The 16,122-nt window shown below is 29.9% G+C and carries 22 protein-coding genes; 10 read left to right on the top strand and 12 right to left on the bottom strand.

Annotated elements, in window-relative coordinates; translation table 11 throughout:
- The 10 genes from ACZ2V4_RS11150 to ACZ2V4_RS11105 all read left to right on the top strand — a co-directional run.
- On the top strand, nucleotides 1-183 hold a 183-nt coding region (locus ACZ2V4_RS11150), incomplete at its 5' end, for a hypothetical protein (RefSeq protein WP_490514897.1).
- Nucleotides 184-193: 10 nt separating this feature from the next.
- Nucleotides 194-394 carry a hypothetical protein gene (locus tag ACZ2V4_RS11145; RefSeq protein ID WP_101144919.1) on the top strand — a complete coding sequence of 67 codons (201 nt, stop codon included), beginning with the start codon at nucleotides 194-196 and terminating at the stop codon, nucleotides 392-394.
- Nucleotides 395-405: 11 nt separating this feature from the next.
- Nucleotides 406-1,632 (top strand): conjugal transfer protein TrbL family protein, encoded by a 1,227-nt coding sequence (locus tag ACZ2V4_RS11140; protein ID WP_490514896.1) that lies wholly within the window; start codon nucleotides 406-408, stop codon nucleotides 1,630-1,632.
- Between the two features lie 12 nt (nucleotides 1,633-1,644).
- Complete coding sequence (locus ACZ2V4_RS11135) at nucleotides 1,645-3,366, top strand: hypothetical protein (RefSeq protein ID WP_490514895.1); 1,722 nt, start codon at nucleotides 1,645-1,647, stop codon at nucleotides 3,364-3,366.
- A gap of 202 nt (nucleotides 3,367-3,568) precedes the next feature.
- Nucleotides 3,569-3,715 carry a hypothetical protein gene (locus ACZ2V4_RS11130; protein ID WP_490514894.1) on the top strand — a complete coding sequence of 49 codons (147 nt, stop codon included), beginning with the start codon at nucleotides 3,569-3,571 and terminating at the stop codon, nucleotides 3,713-3,715.
- 414 nt (nucleotides 3,716-4,129) lie between these two features.
- Nucleotides 4,130-4,747, top strand: coding sequence for a hypothetical protein (locus ACZ2V4_RS11125; protein WP_490514893.1), 618 nt, complete (start codon nucleotides 4,130-4,132; stop codon nucleotides 4,745-4,747).
- 22 nt (nucleotides 4,748-4,769) lie between these two features.
- Nucleotides 4,770-5,300, top strand: coding sequence for a hypothetical protein (locus tag ACZ2V4_RS11120; protein WP_490514892.1), 531 nt, complete (start codon nucleotides 4,770-4,772; stop codon nucleotides 5,298-5,300).
- A gap of 299 nt (nucleotides 5,301-5,599) precedes the next feature.
- On the top strand, nucleotides 5,600-5,941 hold the full coding sequence (locus tag ACZ2V4_RS11115) for a hypothetical protein (protein WP_490514891.1): 342 nt from the start codon (nucleotides 5,600-5,602) through the stop codon (nucleotides 5,939-5,941).
- A 20-nt stretch (nucleotides 5,942-5,961) separates the two neighbouring features.
- A complete protein-coding gene (locus ACZ2V4_RS11110) occupies nucleotides 5,962-6,528 on the top strand; it encodes a recombinase family protein (protein ID WP_490514890.1) in 567 nt (188 codons plus the stop codon).
- A 66-nt stretch (nucleotides 6,529-6,594) separates the two neighbouring features.
- Nucleotides 6,595-7,020 carry a hypothetical protein gene (locus ACZ2V4_RS11105; protein ID WP_490514889.1) on the top strand — a complete coding sequence of 142 codons (426 nt, stop codon included), beginning with the start codon at nucleotides 6,595-6,597 and terminating at the stop codon, nucleotides 7,018-7,020.
- A gap of 8 nt (nucleotides 7,021-7,028) precedes the next feature.
- Here ACZ2V4_RS11105 and ACZ2V4_RS11100 read toward each other — a convergent pair whose 3' ends face one another.
- The 12 genes from ACZ2V4_RS11100 to ACZ2V4_RS11045 all read right to left on the bottom strand — a co-directional run bounded on the left by ACZ2V4_RS11100 (nucleotide 7,029) and on the right by ACZ2V4_RS11045 (nucleotide 16,045).
- The gene (locus ACZ2V4_RS11100; protein ID WP_101144914.1) at nucleotides 7,029-7,472 is read right to left on the bottom strand and encodes a hypothetical protein; all 444 of its coding nucleotides are present in this window, start codon (nucleotides 7,470-7,472) and stop codon (nucleotides 7,029-7,031) included.
- A 17-nt stretch (nucleotides 7,473-7,489) separates the two neighbouring features.
- Nucleotides 7,490-7,783 carry a hypothetical protein gene (locus tag ACZ2V4_RS11095; RefSeq protein WP_101144913.1) on the bottom strand — a complete coding sequence of 98 codons (294 nt, stop codon included), beginning with the start codon at nucleotides 7,781-7,783 and terminating at the stop codon, nucleotides 7,490-7,492.
- Nucleotides 7,784-7,796: 13 nt separating this feature from the next.
- A complete protein-coding gene (locus tag ACZ2V4_RS11090; RefSeq protein WP_101144922.1) occupies nucleotides 7,797-8,591 on the bottom strand; it encodes a ParA family protein in 795 nt (264 codons plus the stop codon).
- A gap of 149 nt (nucleotides 8,592-8,740) precedes the next feature.
- A complete protein-coding gene (locus ACZ2V4_RS11085; RefSeq protein WP_490514888.1) occupies nucleotides 8,741-10,006 on the bottom strand; it encodes a hypothetical protein in 1,266 nt (421 codons plus the stop codon).
- A 17-nt stretch (nucleotides 10,007-10,023) separates the two neighbouring features.
- A complete protein-coding gene (locus ACZ2V4_RS11080) occupies nucleotides 10,024-10,218 on the bottom strand; it encodes a hypothetical protein (RefSeq protein WP_101144911.1) in 195 nt (64 codons plus the stop codon).
- A 17-nt stretch (nucleotides 10,219-10,235) separates the two neighbouring features.
- The gene (locus ACZ2V4_RS11075; RefSeq protein WP_490514887.1) at nucleotides 10,236-11,222 is read right to left on the bottom strand and encodes a toprim domain-containing protein; all 987 of its coding nucleotides are present in this window, start codon (nucleotides 11,220-11,222) and stop codon (nucleotides 10,236-10,238) included.
- A gap of 230 nt (nucleotides 11,223-11,452) precedes the next feature.
- A complete protein-coding gene (locus ACZ2V4_RS11070; RefSeq protein WP_157827550.1) occupies nucleotides 11,453-11,602 on the bottom strand; it encodes a hypothetical protein in 150 nt (49 codons plus the stop codon).
- Between the two features lie 99 nt (nucleotides 11,603-11,701).
- On the bottom strand, nucleotides 11,702-11,917 hold the full coding sequence (locus ACZ2V4_RS11065) for a hypothetical protein (protein ID WP_101144909.1): 216 nt from the start codon (nucleotides 11,915-11,917) through the stop codon (nucleotides 11,702-11,704).
- Nucleotides 11,917-12,282, bottom strand: a complete 366-nt coding sequence (locus ACZ2V4_RS11060) for a DUF3846 domain-containing protein (protein ID WP_101144908.1) — start codon at nucleotides 12,280-12,282, stop codon at nucleotides 11,917-11,919. The genes ACZ2V4_RS11065 and ACZ2V4_RS11060 overlap by 1 nt, the downstream gene beginning before the upstream one ends.
- A gap of 75 nt (nucleotides 12,283-12,357) precedes the next feature.
- Nucleotides 12,358-12,822 (bottom strand): JAB domain-containing protein, encoded by a 465-nt coding sequence (locus ACZ2V4_RS11055; RefSeq protein ID WP_490514886.1) that lies wholly within the window; start codon nucleotides 12,820-12,822, stop codon nucleotides 12,358-12,360.
- Between the two features lie 306 nt (nucleotides 12,823-13,128).
- Nucleotides 13,129-13,560, bottom strand: a complete 432-nt coding sequence (locus ACZ2V4_RS11050; RefSeq protein ID WP_490514885.1) for a hypothetical protein — start codon at nucleotides 13,558-13,560, stop codon at nucleotides 13,129-13,131.
- 352 nt (nucleotides 13,561-13,912) lie between these two features.
- The gene (locus ACZ2V4_RS11045) at nucleotides 13,913-16,045 is read right to left on the bottom strand and encodes a DNA topoisomerase (protein ID WP_490514884.1); all 2,133 of its coding nucleotides are present in this window, start codon (nucleotides 16,043-16,045) and stop codon (nucleotides 13,913-13,915) included.
- Between the last annotated feature and the right edge of the window lie 77 nt (nucleotides 16,046-16,122).

The following is a 16,122-nucleotide window of genomic DNA, read 5'->3' as shown; positions in this document are numbered from 1 at the left end:
ACAAGAGAAGTTACAGATACTAATTTTGATTTTCAGTTGGTAGATAACAAAACAGTATCAGGTAACTATGAATTTGATCTTAGTTACACAGAAAATGGATTCAAAAAAACAGAAACTCGTACAGGAGTATTTGTGCTTAAAACCAATTCTAAAGGCTACTTCTATATAGAACGTTTTAAATAAGGAGGTAGAAATGAATAAAATATTTGAAGCATATAAAGAAAACTATATCGTACCGCAAGCAAAAGCAAAGTGTATTCACTTAATCAAAGATCAGGAATTATACGAAAAAGCAGTGCAAAATGAAGTAAAGAGAATTATTTATATTCAATACTTACTTCCTTTGATCGTGATAGTAATTTTCGCCACTAACTCATTATTTTATTACTTATAGGGGGTGCAGGAATGAAAGTGAAGAAAATACTACCCTTACTGTTTTTGTTGATGTTTCTAGTTGGCGTTAAATCAGTAATGGCAGTTGAAGTAGCAACAAGAGAAGATGGAATAGGAGTAGTCAATGAATTTTCTAACGAAGATTCTATCCTAGTAAATGGTCTGCCGAGCGAAGAAGATTTAATCAGGATAAATGAAAACAATAAAGATGTTTTTAAAGAAACAAATAAAACAACTAGTGGAAAAGAAATTAAATCAGGTAAAGGCGAATTATATAAAGCGTATAAAACAGAAATTGATAAGTTTGAGGAAAATCAGCCAAAAAATGTCGGAAAAGAAATAAAAGACCTGACAAAACAATATAATACAGCAACAGGAAAACTAGATTGTGGCACTTTTGAATTTGAATGTAAGATTAACAATGTGATCGTGTCAGGAGGATCAGGACTAATTAAAGCTGCCTTAGATCCATTGCAGAAATTTATCATTAGACCATCAGATGTGTTAGAAGCACCAAGCGTTTCACTGTATAAAGGTGCTTTCTCTACTCTCACTGATGTAATAGTTGTTCTGTTCTTTATATTTCAGATTCTGAAAATACTAAGTATGAGAATGACTAACGGGGAGGGAATTAGTCAGGGTGTATTTGAAAAGACAGTCAAACTGATAGTTAGTGTTTCTCTTATAGGTGTCTATGACATTCTTTTTAAAATCGCACTCTCTATTCAATATTTATTGGTTTCTCCGATACTTGCCTCAATCGCCCTTGATAAAAACAGCGCCTCTTTAGTCTTTTTAAAGTCGTTGTTGTTGGGCGGTGGGACTTCAATAGTAATTATGCTAGGAGTTTTATCAGTTGTTTATCTAGCAGTTATTTTAGCTTTATTCTATAGACTTGCCCTGTTGATTGTTCTATATATCACTGGTCCAATAGCAATAGCAACGATGGTCAACGATGAAATGGAATTTTTCTCGCTATGGCTTAGAAAATTAGTGGGTGGTATTGTCACTTTACTATTACAATCGCTTTGTATTGCTTTAAGTATCAGTACTACTTTTAGATTATCATTCAACGAAAACCAAAATATGACAGATTTATGTTTAAGTCTAGCGTTTCTATTCTTGGCTCTTGGTATTCCTAGACTGCTTGAGAACTTTGGAAATAGCAGTGGATCAGGGCGTACAACATTAATAATGGCGCGTAGTGGTCTAAGTCAATTAAGTCATCTCAAAAAATAATTGGAGTGGTCAATGATGAAGAACATAAAGATTAATAAATTAGGAGAATTTAACGTATTTGATAATAACATTGAATACGTTTCTCCTTTAAGCAATTTTAAAGATATAAATACTAATAAACGTAAACTTTCAGATGATTATAATGAATTTTTACATCATACATTCAACAATAATACCTTATGCCCTATCAGTTATTTCAGTGAAAGAGGAAAATTTATACAATTTAACTATGATTTAGATAATGTAACAGCCTATTCAAGTATTAGATATTTAGATTTTGAAAGACAACTTGAATTATTTCAAAGTTTAGCAGATATTGCTGATTATCAGGGCAATAATAATGTACAAATATTGTGGGACATGAACAATTTTGTGATAGCGCATAGTGACAATGAAGATGAAAAAGATAGAGTTAAAGCGATATTATATAACTTTAGTGATTTCATTGTATACGATAAAACATCTGCGCTAGCAGGACTAAAACAGTTGATTATATTAGGTTTAACTAATCTATACAGCGTAACGACTAAACCTAATAAAGTTGATTTTATCAATAAATCTGATGAAGTTATTGGATTTGCAGAAGAAGTTATAAATGCTAGAGATATTAATTCAATCAGAAACAGCATTGAAACACGATTAGAACAATTTCGTTTAGATCGTGAGGAACAAGAAAGAATGGCACGAGAAGTAGCAGACGAAAGAGAAAAGAAATCACGCTTTAAAAAGAGAAAATCAACATATGTTGAGCCTGTTTATATAAGCAATAAAGAAAAGTTGGCACGAGAATTAGGAACAGCCCCAACCCCTGTAAAGACACAGAACAAGAAGAAAGAGAAAATTACTTTTAAGAGTATGACAGATTATTTTTTGGATAAGCCGATACGTGTCATTCCTTTAGTATTGTTAGCAGCGTTCATCATGATATTCCCTAGCTTTATAGAAAATAATGGGGGAGGTAAAGCTGAAAAAATAGATAAGCTAAACGCACAGCTAAATGTTCAAAAGAAAATTAATGACATATTTAGTGATTACATCAACGATCAAAGACAGAAAGCAAAACAAGAAATGGCAACAATTGATTACAACAAACTAACTACCAAAAAACAAAAAGATATATATATTAAATGGTTGCTGGAAGATGGCAAGTATACGAAAGCTATGAGCCTGAACAAAAATTCTGCATATTTAGTAGGACAGATGATTAATAAAGATAATAGAGACGAAATCGAAAAAGTTGCTACAAGAGAAGATAATAATGTATTGGCTTTTTTTCTAGCAAGCTATGATAATCGTTATCAAGAAATGATTAATCTAGCTAATAAAGTTGATTTAAAAGAATTGACAGTCACTAATGAGATAGTAAAATCCTATATTCTAACAAATCAGTTTTCTGAACTTGATAATTTCATTGATGATGTGAAAAAAAAATATGCAAGTAACAGTAAAGAAGTGCAGAATATAAATAACACTAAGAATTACTATCAGACTTACATTGACCCACTGAAAGAAACGAAAGAACAAATCAAAGGTAAAGAAAAAGAAGTCAACGATTTAAAGGCAAAAGCGACAGCCAAAAAGTCAAATAATAAAAGTGAAAAAGAAAAAAAGAAAGATAATACTAAATCAGAATTAAGTAAGGTACAATCAGAATTAAAGGCGTTGGAAGAAAAACTAGCAGAACAAGAAAGCAAGATAGAAAATATTCAGGCAAGTGACATTAAGGGGGCTTAGTTAATGGCATATATTTTAAGGATTGCAGGATTGCTAATATGTGCTTTATTTACTTACCTAGCAATGAATGAAATGAAATATGTAGATGGGAAAAGAGTAGCTGGTAATAAAGTATATCTTTATATATTGATGATAGTGTTGGGCTTAGTAATATTCATTATGTCGAGAACATATGCTTAAACTAAAATCTGGAGGGATTAACATGAATAATGAAAAACAAAAATCAGAATTAGAGCAAAAAGAATACACTGTAAATGAAGATAATTACAGTATTATTGATAATGAAAAGACTGAATATAATGGTCAAAAATTTGATACAGGTAATACGGTCATTAAAGATACTAAGTGATTGCTATGGTTTTAAAAGGTAGAATATTAGGTAGTCTTTACTTTATCGTTCCTATTGAAAAAGATAAGTACAATGTATATCAGGGGTTGTAGATACCAGCCCTGATATTTTAAATATTCTATTAAGAAATTTAAAACGGTCAAACAAAGTTTTTAGATCTCTTAGAGATAGTGAACTTATCATTAATATATATGGCATACATGCTTTTCTCTATAAATATGATGTGAATGAGAAGTCAGTCTATTTATGTAATAAAATAAATAATCAGGTATTATAATTGCATTATTAAAAATATAAATAGCCCTGACTACTTATATTTATTTTCTGTGAAAGTAATCAAAAGGATTATTAACTTAATAAAGAATGATGATTAGTAAAATAATTAGTAATATAAACGATGAAAGGAATAACTTTATGTGTAATATAAAAACTATTGAACTAATGCACCCATTTACAAACGATTTATCTATTAATGGTTATATTAAAACTAATTTACCATTAGACGAATTTGATTGTTTGTTATCCAGCTTGTTAGTTGATATACACTTTAAATTTTTAACGGATGAACAAGGTAATGTTTTTAGTGAAGAGTTTTGGGAAAATAATTTAGAAATTGTGTTATGTACCTGTTTTAGTAACTATGTATATCGAATAGATAGTAATTCTAGGGAATATTTCATAAATATTAATAAAAAAAATCAAATATCACTTGATTTTTTAATGAAGTATAACCCTAGGTATATGTATGATATAGACACTAGCCAGCGTGTCTGTATAAAAGATAATATCCATGATTTTAAATACTATAGATTTTATACGACCTTTGATGAACTAGATATAGCTTACGCGAATGATGAAGAATATATTAATTATAAAGATTATATTGATTCAAATTTTGATGAGACTTCACTAGCTAATCTAATTAAATCATTGCAATCTAGTCAGTCACCTATATTAACTATAAGTAATATATCAAATTTTAGAAATAAAAAATATAAAATTCTTCACTATAAAAAATTATTACCTTATTAATAAAAGGAAAGGAAAGAAAAAAATGACTAAGTATAGATATGCAACAGATGTAGTTTTCATGGCAGAAGAACCGTTTGTTTACAATGATAAAGAATGTGTTGGAGTTTCCTGTTTCATAGAATTTCAGGTCATTAATCGTGATTTAAAAGAAATATTCTTTGAATTAGAAGATAATCTTGATCCATATGAGCATGAAGATAAAGTACCGTTATTATTGAAACGCATACAATCATTTGGATTTGAATGGGATATAGAGAAAGAGAAAAATACTGATCAATTGTCTTTTGGAATTGATATGATTGAATATATGGAACAAGTAAACTATGATCATGAAATTGATACTTTAAGTACGCACCCGTATAAATTCTATTTAGAAGTAATTGGTAAAGCAAGTGAAGAAGAGGAAAAAATGATGAACGAAATAGGGTTAGTAGCAAATATATTAGAACCTGAAGAAATTAGCAAAGATGATTTTTATACATTAATCCATTATAAAAAACGTTTTAGTGTTGAAAGTAATACAGCTTATATATGGGTTGAAGTAAAAGAATAATGGTAAATATGAATCAAAGAATAGTCCAACAATTAAAATTTGATGCTTAAGTATAAGTTACAAAAACGACCATTTATATTACTTTTTTATAGAAAATATGAATTTATAAAAAAGCCTAATAAATAAGGCTTTTTTATGCTATGATAGTAATATAATTAAGTATTATAATCAATGTAAAATAACTAATAAAACACATGAGAAATAATACATAATGTTAAGCTCTCATGTGCATTGAAAATGTTTTTGAAAGGTAATGTTGCGTTAAACGTTAAATATTTAAAAGAAAAGAGAGGATAAAAATGAATTATAAATATAACTTTAATGAAAACGAAAAAATTAGTATTGATTGCTGGTATGACATAGTTAGATTATTTAGAAGCGTACAATGGGAACATACAGATAATTCAATCAAACATAATAAACAATATATTATTAATTGTTTAGTTGATTTTATGTGTGAACTTGATAACTTTAAAGAACAATTTGAAAAAACATCATATACAAATTATTTAGATGATTTAAAAAGTGCTTTAGTTAAACTTATTCATGATGTTGAAAAAGTTATAAAACAAAATGACGCACCTATATTTTTTAATAAAGTATATGAATTATTTCAAAAAGTAGAACGTATTGAAAAATAGCAAGAAAGGAATATATGATAATGGCTAATATAGGATATGCTAGGGTATCAACACGAGATCAAAGTTTAGATTCACAAATTGACGCTTTAGAAAAATTTGGGTGCGAAAGAATATTTAGTGAAAAAGTAAGTGGTCGTAAAACCAAAAGAACAGAACTTGATAAGTGTTTAGACTATTTACGTGAAGGCGACACTTTAGTTATTTATAAATTAGATAGATTAGGTAGAACAACTAAACAATTAATAGATTTGGCGCAATGGTTAGAAAATAATGATATTGAATTACAAATTATTGATATGAATATCAATACAAAAGACGCAATGGGTAAAATGTTTTTTACTATGATGAGTGCTTTTGCTGAATTAGAGGCGAACTTATTAAGCGAAAGAACTAAAAAAGGTTTAGAATCAGCTAGAGCAAGAGGGAAATTTGGTGGTAGAAAACCTATGAGCGAAGAAAAAAAAGTATATATAAAGAGTTTATACGATAGTAAAAAATATACATTGAAAGAAATTGAAAAGTTAGCTGGTGTGAGTAAACCAACCGTTTACCGTATATTAAATGAAATGAGAAATCAAAATGATTAATTTCAAATTATTTTACAATTATATGGTAAAATGCAAGTATCAAGTATAAATATTAGGGGGCATATAATGGAAGGAAACTATTTAGTCAGTGAAAAATATTTTGTCAGTGAAGAAGAGAAACAGCATTTTTTTGATTCATTTCAGAAGTTTATGACAGATTTAAAGACGCTGCAGTTTGATTCTGGTATGGGTGGCATAACTAGTGAAAAGGAAGCCATCATCAATGCTATTAAAGAAATAAATCCTTATAAAATTATTCATTGCAAAAACTATTCAGAACTTCCATTTGGGTATCATACGCTATTTATAGGAAAAGATATGAGTATTTATGTCGAAGGTATTTTTGGATCTGGTTATCAAGGAGAAGGCAGTCGTACATTTGAACAATTATTAAAGGCATTGAATGTAGATGATATTTTTATTAATAATCATATTTTTGAGAAAAGTAATAAAGAAAAAACAATTATTTTTTCTAAAATAAAAGAACTATAAAAAAGCCACTAATTAAAGTGGCTTTTTATAATTCTTTCGTTTTTAAGACAGGATTTAGTTTTTTTTCTGCCCTCGTCAACAGTATATAGAATGGCCATTATCATGAGTACAGGGGAAAGGTGGTAGATATATACAGAAATAAAGCATAATGCCATAATGCAGGCGAATATAAAACCTAATATGATAGATGGTGTTAGAATGATGAAACCATTTCGCCTTTTCTTGTTCTGCTTTTTTTCTTCTCTTTTTATAAATGTATAGGCAACGAGATAAAAAGCTAAGACAGTAGAAAAGATAGCAATATTAGGGTGTTCTTGTAAATTGTAAAAACTGTTCTCTATTTCAAAATTGAAACGAGGCAGAATTAATCTGTAAGTTATATAAGTCATTACTAAACCTGCTATAAATGCCTGTATATTAAAACCTTTTACAAAGTAATTAATTAGCTTCATTCTCCCCACCTCTTATCCTATTTTTTCTTTTTCAGGACTTTTTGTAATTTTAACTGGTTTTTATCCTCTGATCTTTCTAGAATTGCTTCACGTTTTGGATTGTCTTTGAGAAATTCTTTTACTAAATGTTCTAATACTTCATCGACAGTTTCAAATAAGTATGTTTCTTTGATTGCATGAATAGATGTATGTGTAGTACCTTTAACACGTAAGCTGTATGAGGGAAGTTGTTCATATTTTTCTCCTGTATTAAACATCGTATTTTCTAGTTTTTCTGATTTACCATTATTGAGTCGATCTAAATTTTTCATAATCTCTCTCCTATCATTCGTTTTCTATAATTTTTTCTAGTAATTCATCAGCTATTTTATTATACATATCTATTGTTGTTGCGTCATGATAATCTTCATTTGTGATTCCTGTATAATCCCAACGTTTAACTCTTTCACGCTTATATACATAATTTTTAAAAAGAATATCTCCATATAATTGCTGTGCCTCTGATAATACTTGTTTATCTATCGTACCATCTGATTTAAACATTACAGGTAAAATTCCTACAACATCAAAGTCAGTAGAATAAAAATCTGCAAACTCACTAAGATATTCAATAAATGTTTTAACTGCATTAAATGATCTGATTTCAGTCTGCATAACTATCAAAGTGTAATCGCAAGCAAATATAGCGTTACTAGAAAAATCACTTATGGTTGGTGGAGTATCAATGAAAATATAATCATAATCATCTTTTATTTCTTCTATGAAGTTATTTAATACTTTTGATGTTTCTGAACGGTTACTTTTATTATGGAGTTTATCTAATAATAACGAAAATCCGATAAGATTATTATGTGCAGGTAGTAGATCGAGATTATCATTTAGCTGTACGATACATTCTTTTACTGATAACCCATTCTCTAAAGCATGGTATATAGATACACGTTTTTTCTTATTATAAGTTTTTAACAGTACATTACTTCCATCACATTGTGGATCAATGTCTATTGAGAGTACTTTATATCCTCTTTTAGACAAACAATAAGACAATCCTACAGCTGTTGAAGTTTTACTAACGCCCCCTTTAAAGTTTGAAACATAAATTGTTTTACTTTTACTCATCATTGATCACTCCCAGTATAATTATAATTAACCAATTTTTTTATATCATTCATTTTGTGTTAATAACACAAGTGTTATATATAATATATCATTTTTTAGCCCTTAATACAATAAAACAGAAGTCTTTAAAAGACTTCTGTTTTATTGTATTAGTGTTGTTGAGACTGCTTTATATCTAAAGTATTATCTTGTTTTATGTCAGGACTGTTCTTTACATCATCTGCTGTAATAGTCTTATCTCCGACTATTAGCTTAGGATTATGAATATCTTTATAGTCTAAAGTACCTTTATCTTGGCGCAAATCGTTATATGCCTTTAAAGTAGCAATTTCAATTACTTTATCTTTCAGTACTCCATCATACAATCCTTTTAGTTGATCTTTTAGTTCTTGAGTTGAAATGCCAGCCTCTACATTTTTCATTATTTCTTTAGCTTTCTCATGATTGACTATCTCTAATTTACTTTCAATATTATCAATGAGTTCCCGACTGGCTTTATTTACATTCTGTACAAAGTTATTGATCTGCTTATCGTCTACTAATGTAAAGTCTTTAGTCCAATCCTTAATATACATAAAACTATCTTCTGATGTATCTAATCCAAAGTGATTTGATGTGATATAGGCGGTCATTTCGGCCTCTCCCTCAACAACGCCACGCTTAGTTAAATCTTGATATTCTGCATGAGTGATATTTTTATGGAGAATTTCATGTGCTATTTCGTGAAATAGCACTTTGACTTTTTCTCCACCTGTTAAATCTGCTTTTAATCCTATTTCATCGCCTGCTTGATAACCTTTTGCAGCGCCTAAATCTCGTGAAAAAGTATTACTCTTGCCATGAAGATTATCTATAACATTAATCCCTTTATCTTTTAAATAGTCTCTAGCACCATCATAGATAGTGTTCAAATAATCTTTGTTATCAAATTTATAATCAAATTTACGGTTAGGATAGATGGCTGGATAATCTTTAGCTTGTGCATTCGTCTGTGTAATGTCATAGACATTACCTAATTTAAAATAAGTTTTTCCATTAAAAACTTTTATTTCTTTATTCTTGATAGCCTTTTTTTCAAATTTATTAGCAAATCTTAGGGGTTTAGTTTTCCCATTTTCATCTCTAAAAAATTTTGTTGAGTTAGGGACTAGAACTTGTATAGGTTTCTCATGTTCTTTAATTTTGAAGCCCTTTTCATTAAAGTGTTTTTCACTTCCTACATAAAGTGCGCCCTGATATTGACTAGCGATCAGCATTTGATTTTTTGCGCTGTAACCATACATTTTAGACATGAACTGCCCTAATTCTTTCATGCTGTTTTCATCTTTGAAATATTTTTTTATGTCGGTAATTGTCTTTGAAATGAAGTCATTCATTTCAGCCTGCTTATTTTTAGCGTACTCTTTACGATCCATAATAATTACTCCTTTCTTTAGACGATTTCAGGTACATCAATATCTACTTCTATTAAGATAGATTCAGATTCAATGGCTTGGTACGATTCAAAATATTCGCCTATAAAGTCACTATTAGGTACTATAATCTCTTTATTCAGTAAGGGACTATTTACTAATAACTGATTTTTATCTTTATAAAATTCTAAGACTATGCAAGTGTCAATGGTCATCAATTTCCACCCTTTCATTAACGTACTAACTTTATCTCTTTGTTTACTAATCTTCTATCATGTGAAATATCTTTTAAGTATAAATCTAGCTTATCTTTTGCTAAGGATTGTAATTTTTCGTTCCAGTCTTTAGCATTTTTAGGCTGGTCTACTTTAATAATATCATTATCATTAAATCTTTCCATAAAATCTTTTATGGCAGTATTTCCTGCTTTATCATTATCTAAGGCTAAAACGATTCTAAAAGGTTTTTGTTGATCATTAAATTTTTTATTGTGTTCATATATATCTTTCAGTGCTAGTGTGATTGCATTAGTTTTAACTCCTGATAGTGATAAATAACGTGTGTTCTTAAATTCCTCATTAAATCTGTTAAGCTGATAATAACTTAATGTATCAATAGGGCTTTCTAGGACAACCAGTTTTTCGATAGGATTATTTTCCTGCAAATCATCAATTTTGAAGCCTTTCCCATATTCACTACCTGAAATGATTTTGTTAAATTTTAAGTCGCCTGTTCCTCTTAGATCAGCACCGACTATATCGCCAGCGTTATTTTTCCAATGAAAGATAACATTATTTCTTTCATCTTGTGCTATATCTCCTGATTTTATGAGATTCTCTATTACATCAACATCAATACATCTTTCTTCTAATAGGTATTGATATGCTTTAGAAGTATCCATTACTTGTTTTATTTCATTTCTATCAAATGTTTTAGGATTTTCAACTTCTTCTCTTTTAACTGTCACGCCATCATTTAAAAGTGTTTGAACAACCTCATTAAATTTCATATTCAATACGTCTTTGCCAAAGCTGATAGCACCATATCCACCTTTATTAGCACTATTCCAAAAATACTTTTGTCCCATAATAAGCAGAGAGTCATGTTCATTACATCTGAAATATTTCCCCTCTTTAGTGAATGAAAGTCCATGCTGTTCTCCAAAGGTTACTATATCTTTTTGTTCTGCCTCTTTTAATTGGTCTTTAGTGAAATTCAAAGCGCCCACCTCCATTAAAAATGTAGTTTATATAGTTAAATTATATCATTTATATACTCAATCAAGTAAATTTTTCTTGTAAATGCTATATAAAAATTCTATGACTACACCTCGAATGAGGTACTATCTGGAGGCGAGGGGGGGCGAAATGTGAAAACTATTGAATGATAGCGCAAGCATAAATCTCGGTGCAAGTGTAAATTTGAATGGAGTGAAACGGAATGAAGAATTTAATGAAAATTTTTCAGTGAAGCGTTTTGAAAAAATTTTATGGCACTTGCACCGAGATGTGAAACTACAAAGAGATCGTGCAAGAGTGGTTTTTTCTTGCGCTTCTCTTTGTCTAGTTGAACTGCTTGTGCTATTCTGTTCAATAGCACATTTCGCCCCCCCTCGCCACTTAAATCATTAAGTTTGTGCAACAAACTTATCTATGTACTTCGCAAAAAACAGCACTCGTTAAGAGTGCTGTTTTTTGCTTAACTATAATTTTCGACTATTTTATCTTTTAGTTCTTCATCAAGTATGCCTGAATAATAATCATTATTTTTGAAGTATTGATAAATCATTTCTATGTCCTTATCATTAAGTTGAACACCAGTATAACTCATTTCATAGATAACTATTGCTTTAAATATTTCTTCTGTGCTTAATTTATAAAGCTGACTTACTAAACTGGCTATTTTATCTGTCATTATACAAACATTCCTTTAATAAGTCTTTTATGGATAAAGTTGGCTTCAATATAATTTAGTTGGTCTTGTCTTAGTGCGACTGTTTCGCCTGTTTCTTCTTCAAAGCCTACAATTAAGGCTGTGCCATGAAAATAATAATCTATATTATTGTTTGTATCAATAATCTGATTAATGTACATTGAATTATCCATTCCTGCTTTTGAAATCCATTCATCATCGACTATCATATCAATACCATTTCCAAATGTATTAAAGGCTAAAATTCCATTTATCGTATTCTGTAAAAATTCTGATTTTTGCTTGCTATCTGTTGGCAATTCCACACTTTCAAATCCTCTAGTTGTAACTATAATCACATTTTTCATTTTTAAAATCTCCTTTTGTTATATAGTGTTATATATACAGGTGTTAATAACACCTGTATATATAAAAAATTTTGGCTAATTAATTACACCTTTTTCTCTTAAGCTGCTAAATTCTTCATCAGTTACTACGCAAAAATCTAACATCTCTATACCAATTATATTCCCGACTTCTTGTAATCGTTTTGCTGTTTCGACGTCAGGTCTACTAAAATCTGATGTTGAACTTGGATGATTATGGCAAAATACTACACTACTGCAATTATTTATTATAGCAGTACAAAATGCTTCACGAGGGTGTATTATTGAGCTGTTAACTGTACCTTTAAAAACTTCATAACATACTATTACTTCATTTTTAGTATTCAATCCTAACATTACAAAATGTTCGCTTGTTCTGTTTCCAATCCAACTTCTTAAAAATTCTTGAATTTTTAAAGGGCTGTTAATTGTAAACCTTTCCTCTTTCCTTTTTTTATAATACTGTTTAAGTTCGGTAATCTCATAAATCATATTTCCGTTAAAATTTGGTTTTCTCATCATTGACCACTCCTATAATTTTTTGTCAAAACTTGGGTAGAGGTTTTTTTCTACTGCCTTTTGACATTTTGAAAGCACATTTTCTGTAAGTCGGTCTGTCTAGTGTGAATTTGAATGAAGTGAAACGAAATGAAAAATTTAATAAAAAATTTTCAGTGAAGCGTTTTGAAAAATTTTTATGGCACTAGACAGAACGCATGAATCACTGATGACAAGTGTCAGAACGTTTTTAACTGGCGCTGTCATCAGATGTTGAATCAGGAAATGTAAGCTGAGAAATGTCAAAAGGCAGTCTATCATTTAATTCAATTAAAGTTTTGCGTTAGCAAAATATCCATTGACTGTTGCGATTGATAAATGTTTCTTATATTGTTCCGCGATTATTTCATTATCTGCATTAAGTGAATATAATTCCTCAAAATTTAAGAAATGCTCTAGTGTATTGATGAAGTCATCTAAGTCGTCAGCTAGCTTAGTAATTTCTTTATAATCCCAGTCACAAAAGTCTACCTGTTTTATTAGAGAAAAAGACGCATAATCAATATAAACTGCATATTCAATTTCTTCATGGTCAATATCTCTACTGCTGACTAAAATTTGACAGTCAGTATAACTTCTAGGATTAACCATCTCAATAATGTCTTTTTCGAGTTCACTATCTGTTAAGCAAGTTTCTAATTCTTCAATATAATACGTGTTGAACATTCTTTTTAACTTATTTAATTGGCTTTCATTCATCATTGACCACTCCTAAATATTATTTATCAAAATGACGATAGGCTGTTACTATTGCCCTTTGATATTTTGAAAGCACATTTTCTGTAAGTCGGTCTGTCTAGTGTAGATTTGAATGGAGTGAAACGAAATGAAAATTTAATAAAAAATTTTCAGTGAAGCGTTTTGAAAAATTTTTATGGCACTAGACAGATCGCATGAATCACTGACGACAAGTGGCAGAACGTTTTTAACTGGCGCTGTCGTCAGATGTTGAATCAGAAAATGTAAGCTGAAAAATGTCAAAGGGCTTGCGAGATTGTTTTTTTAAATAAAAAAATCCGATCAGTTTACTGATCGGATTTTTCCTTTTTTAGTCTTACTTATTGAAATCTGAATAATATACTTTTATGCCTTTTTCTTTATCATCTTTCAGTTTTAAATATGCTGTATAAGTTCCTCCCTCTTTCTTTTTTATTTTAATCTTATTATCAGTGTAGCCCTTAGTAATAAGATTTATAAGTTCTTTTTTAGGAATAGAATTATTGTAGAATTTCTTGAAAAATATCTGATTACAGTTTGTGCATTTAAAAATTTTGTTGGCGTCTATAATCTTCCCTGATTTACAGTTGATACAATCGCATATCTCTTTATCATCAGATATTTTCTTTACTTCCTGCTTTAAATCAAGATGGCTTTCTTTTTCGTTCATCGTGTTTAACTCATGTTCAATAAATTTCATTGTATTATTTATGAATGAATTAGGATCAGCAGCGCCATCGCCTATTTCTTTTAATCGTTGTTCCCACTTGGCTGTCATTTCAGGAGACGAAAGAAGTGTACCCTCAACGCCTTTACAAAGGATAATGCCTTTATCTGTGATTTCTACATTGTTCTTCTTGACTGTTATATAGTATTTGTCTTTGAGTGTTTTAATTATTCCGTCTCTTGTGGCTTCTGTTCCTAAACCCTGTATATCATTAAGTATAGTAGCCTCGTCATTTCCCTCTACAAACTTACCACATGTTTTCATGAGATTGATTAATTGTCCCTCTGTATAGAGTTTAGGCGCTGTTGTCTTACCGTCTGTAATCTCTACCTGTACTTTAACCTGTTGACGTTCAGCGAGATCTGGCAGTTTCGTATCTTTATATTTTTCTGTATCTTCGCTAGTGCTTGAAAATAGGTATTTCCACCCCTTTATCTTTTCTATTTTACCTTTCGTAAAAAATTCAACATTATTTACAGTTGTGATTACATTTGTTTCATCATAAATATAGTTCTGTGCAAACATAGCAAGTGTTGTATTTACTACTTCTTGTAGCACTATCTGTTCATCTTTATCTAGCTTTTGAATTGTTTCTGCTGTCGGTATTTTTGAAGTCGGTATTATAGCGTGGTGTTCTTTTACTGCAGAAGAATTAACATATCTTTTTCTGCTTTCAGTGGTGTGTACTTCAAATTGTTTTCCGTAAACATTCATCAGTTGATCTAAATTAGCTTTCAGATAGTTAAATTCTTCATCTGTTATAAGATTGCTGTCTGTTCTTGGATAGCTTAATATTTTCTTTTCGTATAGGCTCTGTACAATACCTTTGGTCTTTTCAGGGCTAAACTTATAACGTTTATTAATAATGGATTGTAGAGTTGATAGAGAATGTAGTTTCGGCGATTGTTGTTGTTTTTCAGTCGTTTCTAGCTTAGACACAACTCCGTTAGTAGCGCTGCTTAATTGATTATCATTATATAGGCTGTCTATTTCATCTTTAGAAGTGGTCTTAATCTTTGCTTTTCCTTTATATGAGCCACTTTCAGCCTCAAAGTTCCCTGTAAGTTCATAGAATGTTTCTTCTTTGAAGTTAAGAATATCCTTATGTCTTTGATAAATCATAAATAATGTGGGTGTTTGTACACGCCCGATTGAAAATACTTCGTCAGATATGCCAAATCGCTTAAATAGATGTGTGTATAAGGGACTTAAATTCATTCCGATTAGATAATCACTAACCTGTCGTGCGTTTGCCTCACGATACATTAGAATGTCTTTGTCATTGTCTCTTAAAGACTTAAAACCTTTAATTATTTCACTTTCAACCAGTGAATTAATCCATAGTCTTTTGATGTTTGTATTTTTACTGCCTGATAATCTTAATATTGAATAGAATATATTACTGCCCTCTCTATCAATATCACAAGCATTGACTAGGCATTTCGCCTCTTTTATTAATGAACTTACCACCTTAAATTGTTTCTTCTTATCAGGTGCGACTTTATATTCTAGTGGATCAGGCTTATAAGGTAAATTTGAAAGATTCCAGTTATTGATAGGATTAGAATAGTCTTTCGGGAGTTTCAATTGAACTAAGTGACCAAATCCCCACGTTACAACTGCATTACTAATTATATTGTCTTTCAGGACAATATAACCGTCTTTACTATCTTTTATCCCTAAAGCACTTGCATAATCCCTAGCCTGACTTGGTTTTTCTGCGATGATCACATAATCATACATAGTACCACTCCTTTTATATTGTAACTATATTATAACACATATGTTAATAACACTAATATATATAACACTGATATTAT

The sequence above is a fragment of the Macrococcus sp. CoH-51_TC_04 genome, from assembly GCF_058188655.1.
This window is presented reverse-complemented; position numbering and strand designations above follow the sequence as displayed.